At 63.4% G+C, this 24,573-nt stretch carries 27 protein-coding genes; 22 read left to right on the top strand and 5 right to left on the bottom strand.

Features of this window, described 5'->3' with window-relative positions; all coding sequences use genetic code 11:
• Nucleotides 1–6: 6 nt before the first annotated feature.
• Nucleotides 7–1,362, top strand: coding sequence for an aspartate aminotransferase family protein (locus tag RA25_RS21435; RefSeq protein WP_039174879.1), 1,356 nt, complete (start codon nt 7–9; stop codon nt 1,360–1,362).
• Nucleotides 1,363–1,533: 171 nt separating this feature from the next.
• On the opposite strand, the gene RA25_RS21430 is transcribed toward RA25_RS21435, so the two are convergent.
• The 3 genes from RA25_RS21430 to RA25_RS21420 form a co-directional block, all read right to left on the bottom strand.
• Nucleotides 1,534–1,845, bottom strand: a complete 312-nt coding sequence (locus RA25_RS21430) for a 2Fe-2S iron-sulfur cluster-binding protein (RefSeq protein WP_052254337.1) — start codon at nt 1,843–1,845, stop codon at nt 1,534–1,536.
• A gap of 20 nt (nt 1,846–1,865) precedes the next feature.
• Nucleotides 1,866–3,155: a glutamine synthetase family protein gene (locus RA25_RS21425; protein ID WP_019297016.1), complete on the bottom strand. Its 1,290-nt coding sequence runs from the start codon at nt 3,153–3,155 to the stop codon at nt 1,866–1,868.
• A gap of 108 nt (nt 3,156–3,263) precedes the next feature.
• Entirely contained in the window at nt 3,264–4,523 is a 1,260-nt protein-coding gene (locus tag RA25_RS21420; RefSeq protein WP_019297017.1) for a cytochrome P450, read from the bottom strand.
• 81 nt (nt 4,524–4,604) lie between these two features.
• Here RA25_RS21420 and RA25_RS21415 point away from each other — a divergent pair, with 81 nt between their 5' ends.
• A complete protein-coding gene (locus RA25_RS21415; RefSeq protein ID WP_039174878.1) occupies nt 4,605–5,315 on the top strand; it encodes a type 1 glutamine amidotransferase in 711 nt (236 codons plus the stop codon).
• 72 nt (nt 5,316–5,387) lie between these two features.
• On the opposite strand, the gene RA25_RS21410 is transcribed toward RA25_RS21415, so the two are convergent.
• Together RA25_RS21410 and RA25_RS21405 are read right to left on the bottom strand one after the other, a co-directional pair.
• Nucleotides 5,388–6,038: a GntR family transcriptional regulator gene (locus RA25_RS21410; RefSeq protein ID WP_039174876.1), complete on the bottom strand. Its 651-nt coding sequence runs from the start codon at nt 6,036–6,038 to the stop codon at nt 5,388–5,390.
• Between the two features lie 131 nt (nt 6,039–6,169).
• On the bottom strand, nt 6,170–7,795 hold the full coding sequence (locus tag RA25_RS21405; RefSeq protein ID WP_039174874.1) for a sulfatase-like hydrolase/transferase: 1,626 nt from the start codon (nt 7,793–7,795) through the stop codon (nt 6,170–6,172).
• Nucleotides 7,796–7,912: 117 nt separating this feature from the next.
• Here RA25_RS21405 and RA25_RS21400 point away from each other — a divergent pair, with 117 nt between their 5' ends.
• The 20 genes from RA25_RS21400 to RA25_RS21305 all read left to right on the top strand — a co-directional run bounded on the left by RA25_RS21400 (nt 7,913) and on the right by RA25_RS21305 (nt 24,347).
• Nucleotides 7,913–8,452 (top strand): GNAT family N-acetyltransferase, encoded by a 540-nt coding sequence (locus RA25_RS21400; protein ID WP_082023128.1) that lies wholly within the window; start codon nt 7,913–7,915, stop codon nt 8,450–8,452.
• Nucleotides 8,453–8,807: 355 nt separating this feature from the next.
• A complete protein-coding gene (gene pcaF / locus RA25_RS21395; protein WP_039174872.1) occupies nt 8,808–10,010 on the top strand; it encodes a 3-oxoadipyl-CoA thiolase in 1,203 nt (400 codons plus the stop codon).
• 24 nt (nt 10,011–10,034) lie between these two features.
• The gene (paaA, locus tag RA25_RS21390; RefSeq protein WP_039174871.1) at nt 10,035–11,012 is read left to right on the top strand and encodes a 1,2-phenylacetyl-CoA epoxidase subunit PaaA; all 978 of its coding nucleotides are present in this window, start codon (nt 10,035–10,037) and stop codon (nt 11,010–11,012) included.
• A 63-nt stretch (nt 11,013–11,075) separates the two neighbouring features.
• Nucleotides 11,076–11,360, top strand: a complete 285-nt coding sequence (gene paaB, locus RA25_RS21385; protein ID WP_008557866.1) for a 1,2-phenylacetyl-CoA epoxidase subunit PaaB — start codon at nt 11,076–11,078, stop codon at nt 11,358–11,360.
• Nucleotides 11,360–12,121, top strand: a complete 762-nt coding sequence (gene paaC, locus RA25_RS21380; RefSeq protein WP_039174869.1) for a 1,2-phenylacetyl-CoA epoxidase subunit PaaC — start codon at nt 11,360–11,362, stop codon at nt 12,119–12,121. The genes paaB and paaC overlap by 1 nt, the downstream gene beginning before the upstream one ends.
• A 98-nt stretch (nt 12,122–12,219) precedes the next feature.
• Entirely contained in the window at nt 12,220–12,693 is a 474-nt protein-coding gene (gene paaD, locus RA25_RS21375) for a 1,2-phenylacetyl-CoA epoxidase subunit PaaD (protein WP_039174868.1), read from the top strand.
• Nucleotides 12,694–12,703: 10 nt separating this feature from the next.
• Nucleotides 12,704–13,777, top strand: coding sequence for a 1,2-phenylacetyl-CoA epoxidase subunit PaaE (paaE, locus tag RA25_RS21370; protein ID WP_039174866.1), 1,074 nt, complete (start codon nt 12,704–12,706; stop codon nt 13,775–13,777).
• 24 nt (nt 13,778–13,801) lie between these two features.
• A complete protein-coding gene (locus RA25_RS21365; protein WP_039149224.1) occupies nt 13,802–14,563 on the top strand; it encodes a Phenylacetic acid catabolic protein in 762 nt (253 codons plus the stop codon).
• Nucleotides 14,564–14,763: 200 nt separating this feature from the next.
• Nucleotides 14,764–15,258, top strand: coding sequence for a VOC family protein (locus RA25_RS21360; protein ID WP_039174909.1), 495 nt, complete (start codon nt 14,764–14,766; stop codon nt 15,256–15,258).
• Nucleotides 15,259–15,482: 224 nt separating this feature from the next.
• A complete protein-coding gene (locus RA25_RS21355) occupies nt 15,483–16,346 on the top strand; it encodes a branched-chain amino acid aminotransferase (protein ID WP_039174864.1) in 864 nt (287 codons plus the stop codon).
• 143 nt (nt 16,347–16,489) lie between these two features.
• The gene (locus RA25_RS21350; protein ID WP_019297030.1) at nt 16,490–16,945 is read left to right on the top strand and encodes a universal stress protein; all 456 of its coding nucleotides are present in this window, start codon (nt 16,490–16,492) and stop codon (nt 16,943–16,945) included.
• Between the two features lie 21 nt (nt 16,946–16,966).
• Nucleotides 16,967–17,566, top strand: a complete 600-nt coding sequence (locus tag RA25_RS21345; protein WP_039174863.1) for a 2-hydroxychromene-2-carboxylate isomerase — start codon at nt 16,967–16,969, stop codon at nt 17,564–17,566.
• A 69-nt stretch (nt 17,567–17,635) separates the two neighbouring features.
• Nucleotides 17,636–18,202: a NifU family protein gene (locus RA25_RS21340; RefSeq protein ID WP_039174861.1), complete on the top strand. Its 567-nt coding sequence runs from the start codon at nt 17,636–17,638 to the stop codon at nt 18,200–18,202.
• A 21-nt stretch (nt 18,203–18,223) separates the two neighbouring features.
• Nucleotides 18,224–18,820, top strand: a complete 597-nt coding sequence (gene tsaB / locus RA25_RS21335) for a tRNA (adenosine(37)-N6)-threonylcarbamoyltransferase complex dimerization subunit type 1 TsaB (protein ID WP_019297033.1) — start codon at nt 18,224–18,226, stop codon at nt 18,818–18,820.
• Nucleotides 18,813–19,238 carry a GNAT family N-acetyltransferase gene (locus tag RA25_RS21330; protein WP_019297034.1) on the top strand — a complete coding sequence of 142 codons (426 nt, stop codon included), beginning with the start codon at nt 18,813–18,815 and terminating at the stop codon, nt 19,236–19,238. Before tsaB ends, RA25_RS21330 begins: the two co-directional genes overlap by 8 nt.
• Before the next feature lie 156 nt (nt 19,239–19,394).
• The gene (locus RA25_RS21325; protein ID WP_029204892.1) at nt 19,395–20,390 is read left to right on the top strand and encodes a BMP family lipoprotein; all 996 of its coding nucleotides are present in this window, start codon (nt 19,395–19,397) and stop codon (nt 20,388–20,390) included.
• A gap of 17 nt (nt 20,391–20,407) precedes the next feature.
• Complete coding sequence (locus RA25_RS21320; protein WP_019297036.1) at nt 20,408–20,761, top strand: nuclear transport factor 2 family protein; 354 nt, start codon at nt 20,408–20,410, stop codon at nt 20,759–20,761.
• Nucleotides 20,758–22,287 (top strand): ABC transporter ATP-binding protein, encoded by a 1,530-nt coding sequence (locus RA25_RS21315; RefSeq protein WP_039174860.1) that lies wholly within the window; start codon nt 20,758–20,760, stop codon nt 22,285–22,287. The genes RA25_RS21320 and RA25_RS21315 overlap by 4 nt, the downstream gene beginning before the upstream one ends.
• Nucleotides 22,288–23,382 carry an ABC transporter permease gene (locus RA25_RS21310; protein ID WP_039174859.1) on the top strand — a complete coding sequence of 365 codons (1,095 nt, stop codon included), beginning with the start codon at nt 22,288–22,290 and terminating at the stop codon, nt 23,380–23,382.
• The gene (locus tag RA25_RS21305) at nt 23,382–24,347 is read left to right on the top strand and encodes an ABC transporter permease (protein ID WP_039174858.1); all 966 of its coding nucleotides are present in this window, start codon (nt 23,382–23,384) and stop codon (nt 24,345–24,347) included. The genes RA25_RS21310 and RA25_RS21305 overlap by 1 nt, the downstream gene beginning before the upstream one ends.
• The last annotated feature ends 226 nt before the right edge of the window (nt 24,348–24,573 follow it).

The raw sequence follows: 24,573 nt of genomic DNA, 5'->3' as shown, positions 1-24,573 counted from the left end.
TGCCCCATGAAAGACTCCAACTTTCTGAAAGAACACAATGCCAAATCCCTCTGGCACCCGATGGCGCATCCCGGCGACAGCCTGGCCAACCCGCCCGCCATCATCACCTCGGCCCAAGGGGTGAAGATCACCGACATCGACGGGCATGAGGTGGTCGATGCTGTCGGCGGCCTGTGGAACGTGAACCTCGGCTTTTCCTGCCAGGTGGTAAAGGACGCCATCGCCGCGCAGCTGGACGTCCTGCCCTACTACTCCACCTTCCGCGGCACCACCAACGACCAGGTGATCCAGCTGGCAGAGGAGCTGCGCAAGTTTTTTGCACCCGACGGGCTCACCCGCGCCTTCTTCACCTCCGGCGGCTCGGATTCGGTGGAAAGCGCCCTGCGGCTTGCCCGCCAGTACCACAAGATCCGCGGCGAAGAAGGCCGCACCAAGTTCCTGAGCCTGAAGAAGGGCTACCACGGCACCCACATGGGCGGCGCCTCGGTGAATGGCAATGCCAACTTCCGCACCCAGTACGAACCGCTGCTGCCCGGCTGTTTCCAGATCCCTGCCCCCTACACCTACCGCAACCCGTTCAACGAAACCGACCCGGAACGCCTCGCCCAGCTCTGCCTGCAGGCGCTGGAGGACGAAATCGCCTTCCAGGGCGCAGGCACCATTGCCGCCTTCATCATGGAGCCGATCCTCGGCGCGGGCGGGGTGATACCGCCGCATTCCAGCTTCATGCCCGGCGTGCGGGATATCTGCACCAAACACGGCATCCTGCTGCTCGCCGACGAGGTGATCACCGCCTTCGGCCGCAGCGGATCATGGAGCGGCTCGCGCCACTGGGGCGTGCAGCCCGACATGATGGCGACGGCCAAGGCCATCACCAACGGCTACTTCCCATTCGGCGCGGTGATGATTGCGGACCATATGACAGAGACCTTCGAGAAAGACACCACTGGCAAGGCAGCGATCGGCCACGGCTACACCTACTCAGGCCACCCGGTCGGCGCCGCCGCCGCCCTCGCCTGCCTCGAAGAAACGCTTCGCCTGAACGTGCCGGAAAACGCCGCCGTCCGCGGAACCCAGATCCACCAGGGACTGCTGGCGCTGCAGCAGAAGTACGAATTGATCGGCGATGTCCGCGGCGGCCATGGCCTGATGTGCGCGCTGGAGCTGGTCTCCGACCGAAGCACCAAGGCAGCCGTGAACAAGAAAACCATCGGCAAATTGCAGGAGGTTGCTTATGAGGCAGGCGCAATGGTGCGGGTCTCTGGCCCCAACATCATTCTGTCGCCGCCGCTGGTGCTGAGCGAGGCAGAGGCGGAGACCATCCTGTCCGCCCTCGACGCAGGTTTCGCGGCTGTGAGCTAACTCTGGCGGACAACGCAACCCGCGCCCGGACCGTCAGGTTCGAGCGCCGCCAGATGCCATGACGGGCCCGAAGCAGATGCTTCGGGCCCGCACATTCGGTGGCGCGATACGGACACAGACTCAGCTATCGCAGCCGCGCCTGAGAACATTTTCTCGAAAAAGCCGCCAGCCTCAGCCCTCCGGCACTTCAAGCACCAAGCCATCCAGATCCGGATGCGTCTCGATCTGGCAGCTCAGTCGGCTGGTCTCCCGTCGGCGCTCCGCCAGATTCAGCATGGCGTCTTCGAACTCCCCTGCCTCACCGCATTTTGCGGCCCATTCCGGATCCACATACACATGGCAGGTGGCGCAAGCGAGGCTGCCGCCGCACTCCCCCACCACACCCGGCACATCCTGCGCCAGCGCTGCTTCCATAAGGCTCTGACCATAGTCCACCGTTGCCGTGACAGCCCCGCCGCCCGGCAGTTTCCAGGTTAGTTGCATCGGTATTCTCCTACGGAGGATCAGATGAAATGCACGTAGAAATCGCGCATCCCGTCACCTTCCAGGTCGCGGGTCTTGCGCACTTCCTTGCGTTTCATGAAGACGTGGTTTGCAACCAGCTCCGGCCCGACTGCCGCGGCCAGCACGCGATCCCCTTCCAGATCGCCAACAGCGCCCTTCAGGTCCACCGCCGTGCCTTCCCGCGCATCGGTACGGTCAAACCCGTCGCCGGTCTCCATCGGCGGCAACTGGTGGCCGTTCTCAACCCCCAGCCGCGCCGCTTGCAGGACTGCCGCCACCGCGGTGTAAGGATTGGCCGAGGCATCCGCCATCCGGTGCTCCAGCCGCGCCTTGGCACCGCCCTCAGAGCTGATGCGCGTTGTCACATTGCGATGGTCGCCGCCCCAGTTCTGCCAGTACCCGGACAAAGACCCCGGCTGCAGCCGCATATAGCTGTTGGCAGTCGGCGCGATCAGCCCTGCAAGCCCCTTATGATGATGCAAAAGCCCCGCCAGGCAGCCGCGTGCCAGATCGTTCATATGCTCCGGCCCGCCCCGCGGCCCTGACGACAGCGCATTGCCGCCCGCCTCGTCCACGAATGAAAAGTTGATATGCATGCCAGAGCCGCCGGCCTCGGCAATCGGTTTCGGCATGAACGTCAGGACAATGCCGTATTCCAGCGCCACTTCCCGCGCCATCAGGCGGAACAGCACGATGTCATCCACCGCCTTCACCGCATCATCAAAGGTCAGCGTGTATTCGAACTGCGGGCTGTCGAACTCGGCGGTGATCATGTCCAGCGAGAAGCCCATGTCATCTGCCATCGCCCAGATCCGGTCATTGAACCGCAAGGGGTCGGCAAACGGCCCGGTGCCATAGACCACCCCGCCCGGCGCATCATAGGGCATGAGCCGCCCGCTGTCGTCCGCCTGCAGGGCAAAGGCCTCCAGCTCGATCCCGACTTTTGGCGTCACCCCGTGCTTCTGCCAGTCCGCAACCGCACGCTTCAGCGCCCAGCGCGGGCACAGCGCCAGCGGCCGCCCCTCATCGTCATAGAGATCGCCCAGCACCACCTGGGTCGAGGCATGCCAGCTGTCGCGGATATCGTCATGCAGCCATTTCAGCTCCATATCCGGAAGACCCTGTTTCACCATCGATCCCGGCGCGTCCAGCAGATCCTTATCGTAATGGGTGCCAAAAACCGATCGGCAAAACCGCGTCGAGCCGTCACCAATCTTGGAATTCGGCAGATACTTCCCCCGCATGATGCTGAGGTGGTCGCAGAACATCGCGCGCAAGCGGGTCTTCATGGCTCCAGGTCCTTCCCTGTTGGACAGTCTTCGGCATCTTTTTCCCGTGCCTTGTTACTTAACATATTTAGCGGTTTTCGCAGAGTCTTTCCTGCAAGAGCGCAATCCTCAAGCGGCCTCAACCCGCACCGGCAGTGACTTGATGCCGCCGACAAAATTTGACCGCAGGAACTTATGAGGTCCCGCAGCCTCGATATGCTGGATCCGCTTGGCCAGCTCCTGGAACAGCACCGTGACTTCCAGCCGCGCCAACCACATGCCCAGGCAGACATGCGGGCCGAACTGGCCGAACGACAGATGCCGGTTCGGGCTGCGGTGCAGATTCACGTGAAATGGATCATCAAACTGCTTTTCGTCGCGGTTGGCCGAGACAAACCAATAGAGCAGCTTGTCGCCCTCCCGGATGGTCTTGCCGTGCATCTCCACATCCCGGGTCGCCGTGCGGCGGAAGTAGAGCGCGGGCGTCGCCCAGCGGATGATCTCATCCGCTGCCGTCTCCCAGACGTCTCCACCCTCTTGCATCTGCGCCAGCAGCTCCGGCTGGTGGCACATCGCCTGAATGCCCGCGGCAATCGAATAGCGCGTGGTGTCATTGCCCGCTGCCACCAAGAGGCAAAAAAAGTTGCGGAACTCGGTTTCAGTGATGACCGAGCCATCCTTGGCCGGTTCCAGGATCAGGTTCAGCACGCCCAAGGTGTCGCCCTTGCGCGCTTTCTCCTCCATCAGATCCTTGGCATAGACATACAGCTCCGCCCCGGCGGGGGAATTGAAGGGCATCATCCGGAACTCATCCGTCTGCATCTTATCGAGCACATGCGATGTGAAATCCGGATCGGTATTGGCGATCAGCGCATCCCCCTTTTCCACCAGCCAAGGCAAGTCCGCCTCCGGCAGGCCCACCACCCGGCCCAGCATCCGCATCGGCAGCTGGCGGGCAATCTCTTTGGTGGCGTCGAACTCCCCCTTGGCCAGCGCCTGATCCAGAATATCCGCGCAAAGGTCCCGGATGTCCTGCTCGTACTGCGCCATCGTAGTCTTGGAAAACGCCTTCAGGAGTTTCATCCGCACCTTGGAATGCTCCGGCGGGTCAGTCTCCTGAAAGGTGCGCCGCGCCAGGTATTCCTCGTAGGACTGATCCTCCATCCGGATCCCACGGGCAGAGGAGAACACCTCAGTGTTCTTGTTCATCACCGTGATGTCCTCATAGCGGGTCACCGACCAGAAATTCCTGCCGCCGTCGTATTCGGTCCAATGCAACGGATCCTCCTGCCGCAGCCGGGCAAAGGTGTTGTGCGGCGCGCCATTGGCAAAGGTGTCATGGCTGCTCAGATCCGCATAGCCGTCGTCGGTGGGGGTCCAAACTGTCATTGCGGGCTTTCCTAACTTACTTGCATTATGTATATTAATAGAGCCTGTAATTATGTAAATGAAAATCTTGCGAGCGTTCCCATGCACTTGGCCATTCTGATGACCAACACAGACGAAAGCGAATTTGCCCAAAGGCACCCCAAGGACGGTGAGAAGTTCACCGACCTGATCCGGATGGCCAGGCCGGGCTGGCGCACATCCGTCTTTGCCGTGAAGGACGCAGAGTTCCCGCAGGATCTGTTTGCGTTTGATGGCGCGATGATCACTGGAAGCCCAGCCTCTGTCCGCTCCGGTGCGCCTTGGGTCACACAGCTGCTAACGCTGATCCGCACATCCCATGCCCGGAAATTCCCGCTGTTCGGCGCCTGCTTCGGGCATCAGGCCATTGCACAGGCCCTTGGCGGCAGTCTTGACCGCAACCCGGACGGCTGGGTCCATGGGCTGACCCGCAATCATCTGCTGCACCACCCGGATTGGGCCATCCCGCTGCCTGATGAGGTCAAACTCTACGGCTCCCATTGCGAATGCGTCAGCACCCTGCCGGGCGGCGCTTCACCGCTTAGCGAAAGCGGCGGCATGAACACGGGCTTCACCCTTGGCCGCCACATCTTCACCACACAGCATCATCCGGAGATGACCCACAGCTTCATCCTCGCGCTAAGCGACGAAATGCGGGACACACTTGGCCCGGCCGGTTTTGCCCGTGCCCTGGAAAGCCTGGCGGAACAGTCAGATCAGCAAGCCTTTGCGGAAACCCTCGCCCGTTTCTTCGAGCAAGCTGCGCAGCCCTGACCCTGCGGCTTCTTTCTGGTCAAAATACCCGCGCCGCAGGCAGGGGCCGCCAGGCCCCCCTTCCCTTCCGCTTCAGCCCAGAGCGGCCAGCAAGTCCATCACTGTCACCTGATCGAACTGCACATGCGCGGTCATTGCAGCTTCAGCCGCCTCCCGGTCATGGGCAAGGATCAGCGCGGCAATCTCCCGGTGCTCCTTGGCCGACTGCGCTATGACGCCGGGATACCGGTAACGCGCCCGGTAATAGGCCATTAGCTTGCGCGCGTTGGTTTTGATCATCTCAACAAGAAACGGATTGCCGGACCCTTCTGCCACGCAGGCATGAAACCGCAGGTTCAGCTGGTAATAGCCAGCCGGATCGCCGTCACCCTTCTCTGCTGCGTGTTTCTCGCAGGCGGCCACCGCCGCTTCCAGTTCTCCGGCCTGCGCCGGAGACAAACGCCGCGCGGCCAGCGCCGCTGCCTGCCCTTCCAGCCGGGCATGAACCTCAAGGATCGCCAGGAACTCCTCAAGCGTCGGCTTGAACAGAACCGCCCCCTTGCGCGGCAAACGCTTGATCAATCCAATGGCTTCCAGCTGAATGAAAGCCTCCCGTACCGGCGTGCGCGACACCCCGTGGCGCTGCACCAGCTCGCTCTCCTCCAGTGGCGCGCCGGGCGCCAGCCGTCCGGCCTCGATATCCTCAAGGATTGCGTTCAGAACCTGTTCCGTCTGCCCTGCCATTCTGCCGCCTCTGATGCGTTTCCGGTCAATTTATGCGCCCCTCTGCAGCTTGGCAACGCGGGTAAGGGGCGCTGCCCCCGCCCTTACGGGCTCCCCCGAAGTACTTGCGCAAAGGTGAATAGGCAGGACAGCTACTGCGGCACGGGACCGCGGTATTTCTCCGTTAGCTCGGGTGCGACCTCGTCAGCTTCATAGACCCCAAGCAGAATCCCCTTGCGCCCAGACTTGCCGCGGCGCGCCTTGATCTGCGTGTCCGACAGGGTGATCCGCTGCGACATCCTGAGCCCCCATTCCAGCAAGCGGTCATACATCAGATCGATGATCTCCCGATGACCATCGCCCTTTGCCAGGTCCACCAGCTCCTGCGGATCATTCTCCATGTCGAACAGCATCGGCCGCAGCCCGCCTTCCGCATGCATGAACTTCCATCGCTTATCGGTGACCATGAACAGTCGTGCATCCTTCGGCTCCAGCCCCAGTTTTTCGCACAGCGGCATGGTGGAAAAGTCGAACTCTGCAATCGCATACTCGCGCCAGTCCGGGCTTTCGCCGCGCAGCAAGGGCATCAGCGAGCGCCCCTCCAGGATGTGCGGCGCAGGTTCACCGCCCGCTGACTCCAAGAAGGTGGGCAGCAGGTCGATCGCCTCCACCAGTTCGTCGCAGGTGGTGCCGCGGGTGGCGTCGGCCTCCGCGCGCGGGTCATAGATGATCAGCGGCACCTTGATTGACGGCTCGTGAAACAGGTTCTTTTCCCCCAGCCAGTGATCACCCAGGTAATCGCCATGGTCCGAGGTCACCACGATCATCGTGTCCTGCATCCGCCCGGTTTCCTCCAGCCAGGCAAACAGCCGCCCCATCTGGTCATCGGCCTGCTTGATCAGCCCCATATAGGCCGGGATCACCTTCTCGCGCACCTCATCGCGGCTGAAGGTCTTGCCGATCTGGTTGTTCATCATTCCGTCAAAGACCGGATGCGCATCCTCGCGCTCCGCCTCCGACCGCACCACCGGCAGCACGTGCTCCGGCCCGTACATGTCGTGATAGGGCGCAGGCACGATATAGGGCCAATGCGGCTTGATGTAGCTGAGATGCGCGCACCAGGGACCTTCTGCCTGCGCGATAAACTCCATCGCCTGAGTGGTCAGCCAAGGTGTTTCGCTGTCTTCCTCCGCGATATTGGCGGGTTTGCCCGCATTGACCATGAACCAGCCGGAAGCAATGTCATTGCCCTCTATCCCGGCGTTGGCAAAGTCGTTCCACGGGTTCTCCCCCGGGTAGCCCCTTTCCTTCAGGTACTCATTATATGGGCTGCGCTTGCTGTCATAGAACCCGTCCGGCCCCTCCGCCCACAGCCCGTCATCGCGCACCCACGGATCGAACCCGCATTCCGACTGGCGCACCCCGATCACGCTGTCCGGCGCCAGCCCCAGCCGCTGCATGCCGTCAGCATCCGCTACCATATGGGTCTTGCCGATCAGGTGGCAGCCCATCCCTGCCTTGCGCAGATGGTCGCCCATCGTCCACTCGCCGACCCGTAGCGGGTAGCTGTTGAACTGCACGCCGTGGCTGGAGGGGTAGCGCCCCGTATAGCTCGACATCCGCGATGATCCGCAGGTCGGCGACTGCACATAGGCGCGGGTAAAGCGCACGCCCCTGGAGGCCAGCCCGTCGATATGCGGCGTCTGCAGATGCGGGTGGCCGGCGCAGCTCAGATAGTCGAACCGCAGCTGGTCGAACATGATATAGAGAATGTTCATCGGCGCCTCCCGAGTTGCGTTGCCACATTAATAAACAAGTGAAGCAATTTTGGCGAGGGGATCTTCTTGACCTCGGCGCCCGCTGCCCGACTATGGCGTGTGTTTTTCTTATTCCCAATGGCTTTCATGACCGGAAATTCAGACCACACAGTTATCCGCCCCGCCACAACAGAGGACTGCTCCAGCCTCGCCGCCCTTTCGATTGAAGTCTGGCTAGGCACCTACCTGCGCAACGGGATCAGCGGGCATTTCGCTGATTATGTGCTTAGCCAATATACCACTGCGCATTTTGCTGAGGCATTGGACAGCACAGCCGAACGTTTGCTGGTTTCGCAGAACCGTGACGGCATAGACGGCTACATCCGGGTATCAAATGGGCGGCCCAGCCCGGCAGGCGGGCCGTCTAGGACCGAAATCTCCACGCTCTATGTCCAGCCCCGGCATCACGGCCGTGGCAACGGCGCTCGCCTTCTGCAAGCCGGACTGAAGCTCTGCCGCAGCAACAGCTGGGATGCGCCCTGGCTCACCAGCAATTCAGAGAACGCCCGCGCCCGCAGGTTCTACCTTCGAAACGGATTTGAGCATGCGGGGCTGACCCGCTTCAGGATCGGACAGGAGAACTACCCTAACGACATCCTGCAATACTCTGCACTCTGACTGCAGCAGCGGACCACGTCCGGCCGCCTGCCTCTCCCGCCGGCCGTCAGCCTTTCTGGCGAAAGACCTCCATCCGTTGGGCCCGGCACCGCGCAGCGCGCGGTGCCGGGCCCAACCGCTACGGTGCATTTCCAATGCTCCGGCAGCGGGCGGGGGAACCCGCTTAAGGCATCCTGCCGCTTAATACACGCCCCGCCAGGAGTCTCACAGCCGGTTGCCGAACCCTAAAGCGTTACAAAAATTAACACCAACCACTTTTTGCGTTACATTTTATCTTGCCGCGAATCATCTTCCGTCGTAATACCGACCCAACGGTCGGCTTTTCCTGCCGCCGCCACAGGAGACGCGAACACCCATGGATGCTTTCATCTGCGATGCCACCCGCACCCCGATCGGCCGCTACGGCGGCGCGCTGAGCCAGGTGCGTACCGACGACTTGGCCTCTTTGCCGATTGCGGCGCTGGTCGAACGGAACCCGGATGTGGACTGGGGCTCTTTGGATGACGTGATCCTTGGCGATGCCAACCAGGCGGGTGAAAGCAACCGCAATGTGGCCCGCATGGCCGCCCTGCTGGCAGGCCTGCCAACAACAGTGCCCGGCACCACCATCAACCGCCTCTGCGCCTCCGGCATGGATGCCGTCGGCATGGCGTCGCGCGGGATCAAGGCCGGCGACTATGATATGGCCATCGCAGGCGGCGTCGAAAGCATGAGCCGCGCGCCCTTCGTGATGCCCAAGGCCACCAGCGCCTTCACCCGCGCCAATGCGGTTTATGACACCACCATCGGCTGGCGCTTCGTGAACAAGAAGATGCACGACATGTACGGCACCGACTCCATGCCGCAGACCGCCGACAACGTGGCCGAGGATTACGGCGTCTCCCGCGCGGACCAGGACGCCTTTGCCGCCCGCAGCCAGGCCCGCTGGGCCGCCGCGCATGAGGCGGGCATCTTCCAGGACGAAATCACCCCGGTCACCATCCCGCAGCGCAAGGGCGATGACCTGGTGGTGGATACCGACGAACACCCCCGCCCAGGCACCTCGGCCGAAAAGCTTTCGAGCCTCAAGGGCGTCAACGGCCCGGACAAATCCGTGACCGCAGGCAATGCCTCCGGCGTCAACGACGGCGCCGCAGCGATCCTGATGGCAAATGAGGCCGCGGCTGCGAAGAACGGCCTGAAGCCAATGGCCCGCATCGTCGGCATGGCCGCTGCGGGGGTTGAGCCGCGCATCATGGGCATCGGCCCGGTGCCTGCCACCCGCAAGGTGCTGGCCCGAACCGGCCTGACCATCGAACAGATGGACGTCATCGAACTTAACGAGGCCTTTGCGTCCCAGGGCCTCGCCACCCTGCGCGAGCTTGGCGTTGCGGACGATGCCCCCCATGTTAATCCCAACGGCGGTGCGATTGCGCTTGGCCACCCGCTCGGCATGTCCGGTGCGCGGCTGGTGCTGACCGCCGCCTACCAATTGCAGCGCACTGGCGGGCGGTATGCCCTCTGCACCATGTGCGTCGGCGTCGGACAGGGCACCGCCCTGATCCTGGAACGCGTGTAAGAACACACTGAGGAGGTCCCAGACATGTATGCTCAGATGATCAAATCCGAGGCGACCCAGGACGATCCGGAAAAGCTGGCCGCCTTTCAGGCGCGCATCGACGCGGGCGAGAAAATCGAGCCCAAGGACTGGATGCCCGAAGGCTACCGCAAGACGCTGATCCGCCAGATCGGCCAGCACGCCCATTCCGAAATCGTTGGCCAGCTGCCCGAGGGCAACTGGATCACTCGCGCGCCGACACTGGAGCGCAAGGCGATCCTGCTGGCCAAGGTGCAGGATGAGGCAGGCCATGGCCTCTACCTCTACTGCGCGGCAGAGACCTTGGGGGTGTCGCGCGACGAAATCACTGAAATGCTGCTCGATGGCCGCATGAAATATTCCTCGATCTTTAACTACCCCACCCTGAACTGGGCCGACATCGGCGCGGTGGGCTGGCTGGTGGACGGCGCAGCGATCATGAACCAGGTGCCGCTGCAGCGGACCTCCTTCGGCCCCTATTCCCGCGCGATGATCCGCATCTGCAAGGAAGAGAGCTTCCACCAGCGCCAGGGCTATGACGCGATCCGCAAGATGGCCGAAGGCACGCCGGAGCAGAAGAAGATGGCCCAGGATGCGCTGAACCGCCTCTGGTACCCGTCGCTGATGATGTTCGGCCCGTCTGACAAGGACTCAGTCCATTCCGCCCAGTCAATGGCCTGGAAGATCAAGATGAACACCAACGACGAGCTGCGTCAGAAGTTCGTCGACCAGACCGTGCCGCAGGCCGAATACCTTGGCCTCACCATCCCCGATCCGGACCTGAAATGGAACGAGGAGCGTGGCCACTACGATTACACCGACCCGGACTGGAGCGAGTTCTTCGAGGTGATCAAGGGCAACGGCCCCTGCAACACAGACCGGCTCGCGGCCCGCAACAAGGCCTGGGACGACGGCGCCTGGGTCCGCGACGGCCTGCTTGCTCACGCCAAGAAAAAAGCCGCGCGCCAGCACGCCGCCGAGTAACCCCAAGCATTCCGGCGCTCCGCCCTGCTGCGCAGCGCCCCCTCAGCCAGGAGGATTTGAGACATGAAAAACGAATGGCCCCTCTGGGAAATCTTCATCCGCGGCCAGCACGGCATGAGCCACCGCCACGTCGGCTCCCTGCACGCACCGGACGCCGAAATGGCGATCAAGAACGCCCGTGACGTCTATACCCGCCGCAACGAAGGCGTGTCGATCTGGGTGGTTGAGGCGAACCACATCGCGGCTTCCTCGCCCAGCGACAAGGGCCCGCTCTATGAGCCGTCGGAAAGTAAGGTCTACCGCCATCCGACCTTCTTCGACATCCCCGAAGAAGTGGGGGCCATGTAATGACCCGCGACGACGCATTTTTTCAATTCCTGCTGCGGATGGGGGACAACACCCTGATCCTCGGCCACCGGGTCAGCGAATGGTGCGGCCATGCACCGGTGCTGGAAGAGGACATCGCGCTGGCCAACACCGCGCTGGACCTGATCGGCCAGACCCAGATGTGGCTCGGCCTCGCCGCTGAAGTGAAGGGCGACGGCAAATCCGCCGACGGCCTCGCCTTCCTGCGCGACGCCTGGGATTTCCGCAATGTGCTTCTTTGCGAGGTGCCGAACGGCGACTTCGGACGCACCCTGATGCGCCAGTTCCTGTTTGATGCCTGGCATTCGATCCAGCTGGGTCGGCTGATGAAGTCCTCGGACGAGCGGGTCGCCGCGATCGCCGAGAAGGCCTCGAAAGAGGTGGCCTATCACCTGGAGCGTTCCGCCGACACCGTGGTGGGCCTGGGCGACGGCACCGAGGAAAGCCACCGCCGGATGCAGGAAGCCTTGGACTATCTTTGGCCCTATGTGGGCGAGATGTTCCAGTCCGACGATGTCGACGCCGAGATGGTGAAGGCTGGCATCGCCCCTGATCCGGTGGCCCTGCGCGAAGAATATGACGCGCTGGTCTACCGCATCCTAAGCGACGCAACGCTGACCATTCCGGAGAGCCGCTTTGCCCACAAGGGCGGGCGCACCGGTGCAATGCACACAGAGCATCTGGGCCACCTGCTGACCCAGATGCAATGGCTGCAGCGCGCCTATCCCGGCGCCAAGTGGTAAGACCACGGCCAAAGAACTGACTGCACCCCGGCTTCATGCGGGGGTGAGGCCCGCTTCCGCGAGGGAGGCCGGGCGGACCAGCCAATGAAGGTAACCGCATGAGCCAAGTGACGACTCAGCCAAGCACCACCCGGGTCTGGGAGTGGCTCGACGCCGTGCCCGATCCGGAGATCCCGGTGATCTCGCTGGTGGATCTCGGCATCATCCGCGATGTGGCCTGGGAAGGTACGACCCTGGTGGTCACCGTCACCCCGACCTACTCCGGCTGCCCGGCCACGTCTGTGATCGCGATGGACATCGAAACCGCCCTGCGGGACCGCGGCATCACCGATCTGAAGCTGAAGACCCAGATCTCCCCCGCCTGGACCACCGACTGGCTGACGGAGAAGGGCCGCACCAAACTGGAGGCATACGGCATCGCCCCGCCTCAGCCCGCAGGCGGCCCGGAAAAATGCCCGCATTGCGGCAGCCCGCATGTCACCAAGGTCAGCCAGTTCGGCTCGACCCCTTGCAAGGCCCACTGGCGCTGCCAGGACTGCCTCGAACCCTTTGATTATTTCAAGTGCATCTGAGGAGACCCTGATGGCGCGCTTTCACGACCTAGAAGTCACCGACGTCCGCAAGACCATCCGCGATGCGGTGGTTGTTACCCTGAAGCCCGTGAACGGCGCGGCTGAGGAGTTCGATTTCACCCAAGGCCAGTACCTGACCTTCCGCCGCGACTTTGAAGGCGAGGAGCTGCGCCGCAGCTACTCGATCTGCGCCGGCAAGGATGAGGGTATCCTGCAGGTCGGCATCAAGCGCGTCGACGGCGGCGCGTTCTCGACCTGGGCCAACACCGAGCTGAAGGCCGGCGACACCCTGCAAGCGATGGCGCCGATGGGCACCTTCTTCACGTCGCTCGATGCAGGCGCAGAGAAGAACTACCTGGGCTTTGCCGGCGGCTCCGGCATCACCCCGGTGCTGTCGATCCTGAAAACCACGCTGGCGGCGGAGCCCAACTCCTCCTTCACGCTGGTTTACGCCAACAAGGGCGTGAACACGATCATGTTCCGCGAGGAGCTGGAGGATCTCAAGAACCTCTACATGGGCCGCTTCAACGTGATCCATGTGCTGGAGTCCGACGCTCAGGAAATCGACCTTTTCACCGGCCTGGTCACCGAAGAGAAATGCGCCCAGCTGTTCGAGCACTGGATCGACATCCAGTCGGTCGACACCGCCTTCATCTGCGGCCCCGAACCGATGATGCTGGGCATCGCCAGCGCCCTGCGCACCGCGGGCCTCGATGACGGCCAGATCAAGTTCGAACTGTTCGCCTCTGCCCAGCCGGGCCGCGCCAAGCGCAAGGCCACCGCAACGGATACGGCCAGCAGCGCCAACCAGACCAAGGCCGCCATCACCCTGGACGGCGCCACCCAGACCATCGAGATGGGCAAGGACATGACCCTGCTGGACGCGGCGCTGGAAAACGCCATGGACGCGCCCTATGCCTGCAAGGCCGGGGTCTGCTCCACCTGCCGCTGCAAGGTGCTGGAAGGCGAGGTCGAGATGGTCGCTAACCATGCGCTGGAAGATTACGAGGTCGAAAAGGGCTATGTGCTCTCGTGCCAGGCCTATCCGGTGACCGATAACGTCGTGGTCGATTACGACCAGTAATACCTGCCCGAGGGAGGAAAGATCATGACTGACGAAATGAGTATTAGCAGCTATCTGGCCCAGGGCGGCGTGCTGTCCAACCCATCCAACGTGCCGCCGCGCTACCGCGCCGAGCTGATGAAGATGATGGCGACCTTTGTCGACAGCGAGCTGGCGGGTGCCGCAGGCTTTGCCGACATCATCAACGAAGGGCCAGGCATCAAGGCGCGCATCGCCGCCGCAAAAATCGTGCTGGAGAAATCCGACAGCGCCGAGAAGGTGCTGCATATCATGGGCGACTTCGGTGCTGACACAGAGCGCTATGCCGACCACCACCCCTGGACCACCCGGCTGGAACGGGATGCCGACATCGGCCAGACCCGCAGCAAGCACGACATGCGGCTGGCCGTGTTCAACTACCCGCTGGAAGGCTGGGCCGACGCGGTGGTGATGAACCTGCTGATGGGCAGCGCGGTTGCTGTGCAACTGGAGGAGCTGAGCCATGTCTCCTACCAGCCGCTGGCCGAAGCTTTCCGCACCATCCAGCCGATCGAGGCGCATCACGCCGAGTTGGCCGAGGAAGGCCTGATGGTGCTGGTGGAAGCACAAGGGACAGAGGCCCTGCAGGAACTGGTCAGCTACTGGTGGCCGCGGGTCGCAGCCAGCTTCGGCTCTGAGACCTCACAGAAGTTCGAAGGGCTGAAGGCGATGGGCCTGCGTCGCACTCCGAATGCAGAGCTGAAGGCACGCTGGGAACAAACCGCCTCTGCCGTTCTGGCCAAGGCCGGTCTGAAACCCGCCGCCTGATCTCCAGTGGAAGCTCTCCCGCCCGGGCTGCCGTGCATCACAGATGTGCAGGTCCGGCTGGGTCCGGCGCGCCTGATGGCGCGCTGAAGATGCCGCGCCGTCAGGCTGTGCATATCCACAGGGAAATGGTGCAGCCTTGCGGAATGGAACCAGCGCCGCGCCGCCTCCATATTGCAGAAAACAAGCAATTGGAGACTGTCATGAGCACCGGAACTGCCCCCCTGCCCCCAGGCACCCGCATCGGCCATGTCCACCTCAAGGTTGCCGACCTTGAACGGGCAATCGGGTTTTACAGCGGCGTGCTGGGTTTTATCGTAACCCAGCAGCTGGGCAGTTCCGCCGCCTTCCTGTCGGCCGGCGGTTACCACCACCACATCGGGCTCAACACCTGGCAGTCGCGCGGCGGCCCGGCACCGGCACCGAACATGACCGGCCTCTACCACACCGCCATCCTGCTGCCGGACCGCAAGAGCCTGGCCGCGGTGCTGCGCCGGGTGCTGGAGTCGGGCATCGCGCTCGAAGGCGCAGCCGACCACGGCGTCTCCGAGGCCATCTACCTGCGCGACCCGGACGGCAACGGGGTGGAACTCTACCGCGACCGGCCCGAACAGGACTGGCCGCGCGGGGCGGATGGCAGCCTGCAGATGGTCACTGACCCGTTGGATTTGCAAGATTTGCTCGCAGAGGTTGAGTAGGTCAGAACTGCTGCCCGAATGTTTCGCGCGCGAAACAATTGGTCAGTCACGCTGACCTATATTTCGCTGCGTCAGATTTCGCTCCAGAACGCCAGCCAACCAACTGAAACAAAACAATTAACAGCCTTCTCGCCCCTCCTTGCCTGTATCCGGCGAGGCCTAGAAAGGTCTGGACCCCTGACCTTTCTGGGCCTACCCTTGCGGCAAGCAGAGGGAGCGAGACGATGGCTGTGGGCAGAACTATCCGCACTTATTTCAACGGCAGCTGGCAGGACGGCAACGCGGCGGTGATGCGGGCTGCAGACCATGCGATGTGGCTGGGCTCCTCCGTGTTTGACGGCGCGCGTTTCTTTGACGGGCTGACCCCGGATTTGGACCTGCACTGCGCCCGCACCAATGCCTCTGCGGAGGCGCTGCTGATGACGCCAACCCATTCCGTGGAGCAGATGGTGGAGGTCATCCGCGAAGGACTGGAGGGGTTCGCCCCTAGCTCCGCGGTCTATATCCGGCCAATGTACTGGGCGGCTGATGGCGACGAGACGCTGATCGCCCCGAAGGCGGAGAGCACCCAATTCGCCGTCAGCCTGGAGGAAATCCCGATGGCGGCCCCCGATGCCGCCGCCACGCTGACCCGCACCCGCTTCCGCCGCCCGGTGCTGGAAAGCGCGGTGGTGAATGCCAAGGCGGGCTGCCTCTACCCCAACAACGCCCGGATGCTGAGGGAGGCGCGCAGCAAGGGGTTCAGCAACGCACTGGTGCTGGATGCCATGGGCAATGTGGCTGAAACCGCCACCACCAATGTGTTCATGGTGCGCGACGGCGAGGTCTTCACCCCAATCCCCAACGGCACCTTCCTGGCCGGCATCACCCGCGCCCGGCACATCAGAAACCTGCGCGCCGACGGTATCACCGTGCATGAATGCGTGCTGGGCCATCAGGATTTCGAGGAAGCCGACGAGATCTTTCTGTCGGGCAACATGAGCAAGGTGACCCCGGTCACCGCCTTTGACGAGAACCGCTATCAGGCCGGCCCTGTCGCCAAACGTGTGCGGGAGCTCTATTGGGACTGGGCCGCCAGCCAGCCGTAACTTCATCATTGCCATCGGTGCAGGCAAGCCTGGCTGGCGCGCCAGTCTAGGGCCAGAAAACGCCACGTTGACGGCTCTTTGGCTCTATTGCCTGATCGCCCCGCATGCGCCATGATCCGCGGTGCAACAACGAGAGAGCGAAGATGCGCAAATTCCTTGTGGTCCTGGACGACAGCCGCGAATGCCTGAACGCCATGCGCTTTGCCGCGATGCGGGCGGCGCATACCGGCGCGGGCGTCACTATCCTGTCGGTCATTCCCCCGGATGAGTTCAACCACTGGATCGGCGTCGGTGAAGTGATGCGCGAGGAAGCGCGCGAGCGCATCCATGCCCATTTCGAAGTTTTCGCCAAATGGATGCGCGACCGCCAGAATGTGGACCCGGAACTGGTGATCCGCGAAGGCGAACCGGTGCCGGAAATCCTCGACTTTATCGAGGGCGATCCGGAAATCGGCGTTCTGGTGCTGGGTGCGGGCACCGGCCGCAAGGGCCCCGGGCCGCTGGTCACCCAGCTCACCAAGAACTCCGGCGCCCTGCCGGTGCCGATCACCATCGTGCCCGGCGACCTTAGCAAGGAAAAGCTGGAAGCAATCACCTGACCAGAAGGGACTGCAGAGGCGATGACCGGCGGGATCACATTCTGGTTCGAATTCGCCTCCACCTACTCCTATCTCAGCGTGATGCGCATCGGCGAACTGGCTGCCGCCCGCGGCGTTGCCGTTACCTGGAAGCCGTTTCTGCTGGGGCCAATCTTTGCCGCTCAAGGCTGGGACACCTCGCCTTTCAACATCTATCCAGCCAAGGGCCGCTACATGTGGCGCGACATGGAACGGATTTGTGCGGCTCGCGGCCTGCCCTTTAGCCGCCCTGCGGTGTTCCCGCAGAACGGGCTGATGGCGGCGCGGCTAGCTTTAGCTGCGGCGGAACAGGACCGCATTGAGCCTTTCACCACGGCCGCGTTCCAGGCGCAGTTTGGTACGGGCAAAGATATCGCGGATGAAACTGTCTTGCAGCGTTGCCTGAGCACGGCGGGCCTTGACCGCAATCTGATGCAGCGGGTACAGGCGCCGGATATCAAATCGGCACTCAGGGCGAAGACCGATGAGGCCATTGCGGCGGGTATTTTCGGCGCGCCCAGCTTCACCAGCGGTGCGGAACTGTTCTGGGGCGATGACCGGCTGGAACAGGCGCTGGAGCATGCCGCGGGCGGCGCAATTTAGAATCGTTCCAAATCTTGACTTGGCGGGCCGCAGGGCGCATATCGGGGGCACGCTTAACGGAGACCCGACATGTTCATTCAGACTGAATCCACGCCCAACCCGGCGACGCTGAAATTCCTGCCGGGCCAGACCGTTCTTGAGGTCGGCACCGCCGACTTCCCCAGCGCAGACGCTGCCGGAAAATCGCCGCTGGCCTCCCGCATCTTTGCGGTTGAGGGCGTGACAGGCGTGTTCTTCGGCAATGACTTCGTGACAGTGACCAAGGCGGACGCTGTCGAATGGGACCACATCAAACCCGCCATCCTGGGTGCAGTGATGGAACACTATCAGTCCGGCCAGCCGGTGATGGCAGATGGTTCCGAAAGCCCGGCCTCCGGCCATGCCGAGCATTCCGGCGAGGACGCGGAGATCGTCAACCAGATCAAGGAACTGCTGGACAGCCGGGTGCGCCCGGCAGTGGCCCAGGACGGCGGCGACATCACCTTCCACGGCTTTGACCGCGGCGTGGTCTATCTGCATATGCAGGGTGCCTGCGCCGGCTGCCCATCCTCGACCCTGACCCTGAAGATGGGCATCGAGAACCTGCTGCGCCACTACATCCCGGAAGTCACCGAGGTGCGCCCGGTTGCCGTCTGACCGCGCGCGAAAGGACATCTGATGGCTTCCGAACCGCTGGTTCTGGGTTTTGACACATCGGCCGCGCATTGCGCGGCCGCTTTGCTGCGCGGGGAGACCCTGCTGGCCTCCCGGCTGGAGGAAATGACCCGCGGCCAGGCCGAACGGCTGATGCCGCTTCTGGAAGAGGTGCTGGCTGACGGCGGTGCCGCATGGCAGGATCTTGACGCCATCGGCGTCGGCATCGGTCCCGGCAACTTCACCGGCATCCGCATTGCGGTCTCCGCCGCCCGCGGGCTGGCTCTGGGGCTGGAAGTGCCAGCCGTGGGCGTGGACGGGTTTGAGGCCCGCGCCGCCGAGGGCACCTTGCCCGCCGTGCCCGCGCCGCGCAATCAGGTTTATGCCGCCCTGCCCGGGGAGGCACCGCGTCTGATGCCGCGCCAGGAGGCCGAGGACGCCGCCCGCGGTGCCGGGCTAGCGTTTGCGCCTGAGGCAAGCCCGGCAGGGATCGCCGAAGCGATTGCGCGCATCGCAGCTGCGCGGTTTGAAACCGTGACCGAGCCGCCTGCACCGCTGTACCTGCGTGCAGCCGATGCAGCGCCGTCCAGCGACGTGCCGCCTGCGCTGATTGATGAGTGATCCCCTGACACCGGCGCAGATGGCCGCCACCCATGCCGCGGGTTTCACCCAGTCGCGGCCGTGGTCTGCACTGGAGTTCGCTGCCCTTCTGGACAGCCCGCTGATCTTTGCCGCCGGGGATGCCCGCTGTTTCGCGCTGGTGCGGGTGATCGCGGATGAAGCTGAACTGCTGACCATCGCCACCGATCCCGCCCATCAGCGGCAAGGGCTGGCCCGCGCCTGCATGGCGGAATGGGAATCACTGGCCTGCGCCCGCGGCGCCGCAGAGCTGTTTCTGGAAGTGGCCGAAGACAACGCACCCGCAAAGGCGCTGTACCGCGTCTGCGGATTCGCGGCATGCGGGCGCCGGGCGGGATATTACCGCCGCAAAGATACCAATCCGGCGGACGCAATCCTGATGAGAAAGTCTTTACGCTAGGCCAGTTGCGCGGATTTCGCACCAAATGGTCAAAAAGCGGTTGACCCCCTCCCTGCCCTGCAGGCTAAATTGCCGCACCCTCTAAGGCCTGAACGGGGCCGGGCAGCGGAAATGACCCGCTGCATCCAACAAATAATGACAGTGGGAGTTAACCTGATGACCCTGATGAAACCGCTGATGGGCGCAGCCGCGACGCTGGCCCTGACCGCAGGTGCCGCACTGGCGGAACCGGCCCTGATCTTTGATCTGGGCGGCAAGTTCGACAAGAGCTTCAATGAGGCCGCACACGGCGGCGCCCAGCGCTGGACCGAAGAGACCGGTGGAACCTACCGCGAGATCGAACTGCAGTCCGAAGCCCAGCGCGAGCAGGCGCTGCGCCGCTTTGCCGAGGCCGGCGCCAACCCGATCGTGATGGTCGGCTTCGCCTTTGCTGATGCCCTGGGCCAGGTGGCTGCTGACTATCCGGACACCAAATTCACCATCATCGACATGGTGGTTGAAGGCGACAACGTGCGCTCGGTTGTCTTTAACGAACACGAAGGCTCCTACCTCGTGGGCATGATGGCGGCCATGGCGTCCAAATCGAACACCGTCGGTTTCATCGGCGGCATGGACATCCCGCTGATCCGCAAATTCGCCTGCGGCTATGCAGAAGGCGTCAAGGCAGCTAACCCGGATGCCACCGTAATCGCCAACATGACCGGCACCACCCCGGCGGCCTGGAACGACCCGGTCAAGGGTTCCGAACTGACCAAGGCACAGATCAGCCAGGGCGCGGACGTGGTCTATGCCGCGGCTGGCGGCACCGGTGTGGGCGTGCTGCAGACCGCAGCCGACGAAGGCATCCTGTCGATTGGTGTGGACAGCAACCAGAACCACCTGCACCCGGGCAAGGTGCTGACCTCGATGACCAAGAAGGTCGGCAACGCCGTGTTTGAGGCCTTCAGCGATGGCGCCGACATGGAAACCGGCTTCTCTGTCATGGGTCTGGCCAACGGCGGTGTCGGCTATGCCATGGATGAGCACAACGCGTCGCTGGTTTCGGCTGAGATGCAGGCCGCTGTGGACGACGCTGCCGCCAAGATCGCCTCGGGCGAAATTAAGGTGCATGACTACATGTCCGATGACAGCTGCCCTGTGCTGAGCTTCTAAGAAGAAAGCCCCAGGCCATGACGGATTCACTTCATATTCTGTTTGAAGCCTGGGGCGACCCATCGCCCGAAGCCCGCGCCGAAAAGACGGACGCAGCCATCGGGTCCGAATTCTATTACTCCGATCCCAACACCCCTGCCCCCATAACCACCCGCGATGCTTACCTGGAGTACATTGCGCAGTTCAGCGCGATGATGCCGGGCGCCGCGGCCAAAGTGGTTGCCGTCTCTGAACACCACGGCCACGCACGCGCCACGGTGGATTTCGAGAAGGACGGCCAGCGCATGGTGCGCGGACAGTATTTTGCCGATCTGAAGGACGGCAAGGTGGTACGGCTGATCGGATTTACAGGCATGGGAGAGCCCGATTGACCGCCCCCGCCATCGAACTCAAAGGCATTTCCAAAGCCTTTGGCCCGGTCCAGGCAAACAAGGACATTTCCATCAGCGTTGCCCCCGGCACCATTCACGGCATCATCGGTGAAAACGGTGCGGGCAAATCGACGCTGATGTCGATCCTCTATGGCTTCTACAAGGCCGACAAAGGCGAAGTCTGGATCAAGGGCAAACGCACCGCGATCCCGGACAGCCAGGCAGCCATTGCCGCAGGCATCGGCATGGTGTTCCAGCACTTTAAACTGGTGGAGAATTTCACCGTGCTGGAAAACATCGTGCTGGGGGCTGAGGACAGCGGCATGCTAATGCCCTCGCTGCGCCGCGCCCGCAAGGAGCTGAAGGCGCTGGAAGAGGAATATGAGCTGTTCGTGGACCCGGACGCCCGCATCGACGAGATCGGCGTTGGCATGCAGCAGCGTGTTGAAATCCTCAAGGCGCTTTACCGCAAGGCTGAGATCCTGATCCTGGATGAGCCGACCGGCGTGCTGACGCCCTCTGAGGCTGACCAGCTGTTCCGCATCCTCGACCGGCTGCGCGCCGAAGGGAAGACCATCATCCTGATCACCCACAAGCTGCGGGAGATCATGGAGTATACCGACACGGTGTCCGTCATGCGCCGCGGCCAGATGACTGCCACCGTCAAGACGGCAGAGACCAGCCCGGAGCATCTGGCCGAGCTGATGGTGGGCCGCAAGGTTCTGCTGCGCGTTGACAAGGTGCCCGCCCAGCCCGGTGCCCCGATCCTGGAGATCGAGAACCTGAGGGTGGTGGACAGTGCCGGCGTCGAGCGCGTCAAGGGCATCGACCTGACCGTGCGTGCGGGCGAGATCGTCGGCATTGCAGGCGTCGCCGGCAACGGCCAGTCGGAGTTGTTGGAAGTTCTGGGCGGTATGCGCCCCGGCACCGGCAGCATCAAGCTGCATGGCAGTCCTCTGCCCCTGCAGGGACTGGGCTCGGACGCCGCCGCGCGGCGCAGCGCCCATATCGGCCATGTGCCGGAGGACCGCCAGCGCGAAGGCCTGATCATGGACTTCCACGCCTGGGAAAACGTCGCATTCGGCTACCACCGGGACCCGGCCTACAAGAATGGTGTGCTGATGAACAACGCAGCCCTGCGCGCCGATACCGAGGCCAAGATGGAGAAATTCGACGTGCGCCCGCCCGATCCCTGGCTGGCGGCCAAGAACTTCTCCGGCGGCAACCAGCAGAAAATCGTCGTGGCGCGCGAGATAGAGCGCAACCCCGACCTGTTGCTGGTCGGCCAGCCGACCCGCGGCGTCGACATCGGCGCCATTGAATTCATTCACAAGCAGATCGTCGAGTTGCGCGACCAGGGCAAGGCGATCCTGCTGGTCTCGGTCGAGCTGGAGGAGATCCTGTCGCTCGCGGACCGGGTTGCTGTGATGTTTGACGGCATGATCATGGGCGAACGCCCGGCGGACCAAACCGATGAGAAAGAACTCGGCCTGATGATGGCCGGTGTCGCGGGGGAGGCCGCGTAAATGGACAAGATGCCGAAATGGGCCGATGTGGTCCTGATCCCGCTGATCAGCCTTTTCCTGGCCGCGATCCTGTCGGCCCTGGTGATCCTCGGGATCGGCGAAGACCCGGTCGCCGCGGTCAAGCTGATGGTCGATGGCGCTCTAGGCTCATCCTATGGCTGGGGCTACACGCTCTACTACGCCACCAATTTCATGTTCACCGGCCTTGCGGTGGCGATTGCCGCCCACGCGGGCCTGTTCAACATCGGCGGCGAGGGCCAGGCGATGCTGGGCGGGCTTGGCGTGGCGCTGGTCTGCCTGCTGATCCCTTGGCCGCATTGGACGCTGGCGCTGATCTTTGCAGCGCTTGGCGCGGGCCTCTTCGGTGCTGCCTGGGCCGCAATCCCTGCCTATCTGCAGGCCAAGCGCGGCAGCCACATTGTGATCACCACCATCATGTTCAACTTCATCGCCGCCGCGGTGCTGAACTATGTGCTGGTGAACCTGCTGCGTCCCGAAGGCTCGATGGATCCGGCCACCGAACGCTTCCCCGAGGCGGTGCACCTGCCGTCTTTGCATGAGCTGCTGGCGCCGATCGGGATCGAGTTTTCGAAATCCGCACCGGCCAATGTCAGCCTGCTGGTGGCCGTCGGCGCCTGCCTGTTTGTCTGGCTGCTGATCTGGCGCACGCCGCTGGGGTATGAAATCCGCTCCCTCGGCAAGTCCGAGCCGGGCGCGCGCTATGCCGGTATCTCCTCGGTCCGCACCATCATGATCGCGATGCTGATCTCCGGCGCGCTGGCGGGCATGATGGCCGTCAACAACGTGATGGGAGAGGCAGAGCGGTTGGTTCTGAACGCCACCGAAGGCGCCGGCTTCATCGGCATCGCGGTGGCGCTGATGGGGCGCAACCACCCGTTCGGCGTGTTCCTGGCGGCGATCCTCTTTGGCTTCCTCTACCAGGGCGGCGCTGAACTGGCGCTGTGGACCTCGATCCCGCGGGAACTGATCGTGGTGATCCAGGCCCTGGTGATCCTGTTCACCGGCGCGCTCGACAACATGGTGCGGATGCCGCTTGAGCGGATCTTCCTGGCGATGCGGAAGGGGCAGAACTGATGGATTTCCTGACGATCATCCAGCTGCTGGACTCCACTGTCCGCCTGGCCACGCCGCTGCTTCTGGCCTGCCTGGCGGGCCTGTTCTCCGAGCGCGCGGGCATCTTCGACATCGGCCTTGAGGGCAAGATGCTGATGGCCGCCTTCTTCTCTGCCGCCGTCGCCGCCGTCACCGGCAATGTCTGGCTGGGGCTGCTGGCCGGCATCGGCTCCTCGCTGGTGCTGGCGGGGCTGCACGGGGTGGCCTCGATCACCTTCCGCGGCAACCAGCTGATCTCCGGGGTGGCGATCAATTTCCTGGCCGCTGGCATGACGGTGCTGATTGCCCAGGACTGGTTTCAGCAAGGCGGCCGCACACCGTCGCTGATCGGCGGCGGGCGGTTCACCCCGATCAACCTCCCCTTTGCCGAAAGCCTCTCTGGTGTGCCGGTGCTGGGTCCGGTCTATGCTGAGCTGCTCTCTGGCCATTCGATCCTGGTCTACATTGCCTTCCTAGCGGTGCCTGCGACCTGGTGGGTGCTGTTCCGCACCCGCTTTGGCCTGCGCCTGCGTGCTGTGGGGGAAAACCCGGCCGCAGTGGATACCGCCGGCGTTTCGGTTGTCGGCTTGCGCTATGCGGCGGTGCTGATCTGCGGCCTGCTGTGCGGCATTGCCGGCGCCTATCTGGCCACCGCGCTGCAGGCGGGGTTCGTCAAGGACATGACCGCGGGCCGCGGCTTCATCGCGCTGGCCGCGCTGATCTTTGCCAAGTGGCGGCCCTGGCATGCCATGGGTGCCTGCCTGCTGTTTGGCCTCTTGCAGGCGATTGCGCTGCGGTTCCAGAACATTGAGCTGGGCGGCATCACCATCCCGGTGCAGGCAATGGACGCGCTGCCCTACGTGCTGACGGTGGTGATCCTGGCCGGTTTCGTCGGCAAGGCGATCCCGCCCCGCGCCGGCGGCGAGCCCTACGTCAAGGAACGCTAAACGCCATTCCAGAACCAACGAAACGCCCGGCCAAAGTGCCGGGCCTTTCTTTTTTCCCTCCTTCGTCTTTTCCGGGTCAGGGGCCTCGCAGCGGCGGCGCGGAGGCGCCGTTCACCCTTGACGCGGCAAAGACGCTAACACACTCGACCAGGCCACTGAAGGGCAGTCCTGCCCCTCAGTGGCTTCTCAGCAGAACCCCTTCGCGCCGCTCGCGGAGCGGCGCCCG

The sequence above is a fragment of the Leisingera sp. ANG-S5 genome (assembly GCF_000813925.1).
Lineage (GTDB): Bacteria > Pseudomonadota > Alphaproteobacteria > Rhodobacterales > Rhodobacteraceae > Leisingera.
The sequence above is the reverse complement of the archived record's forward strand: the minus strand, read 5'-3'. Positions and strand labels throughout refer to the sequence as shown.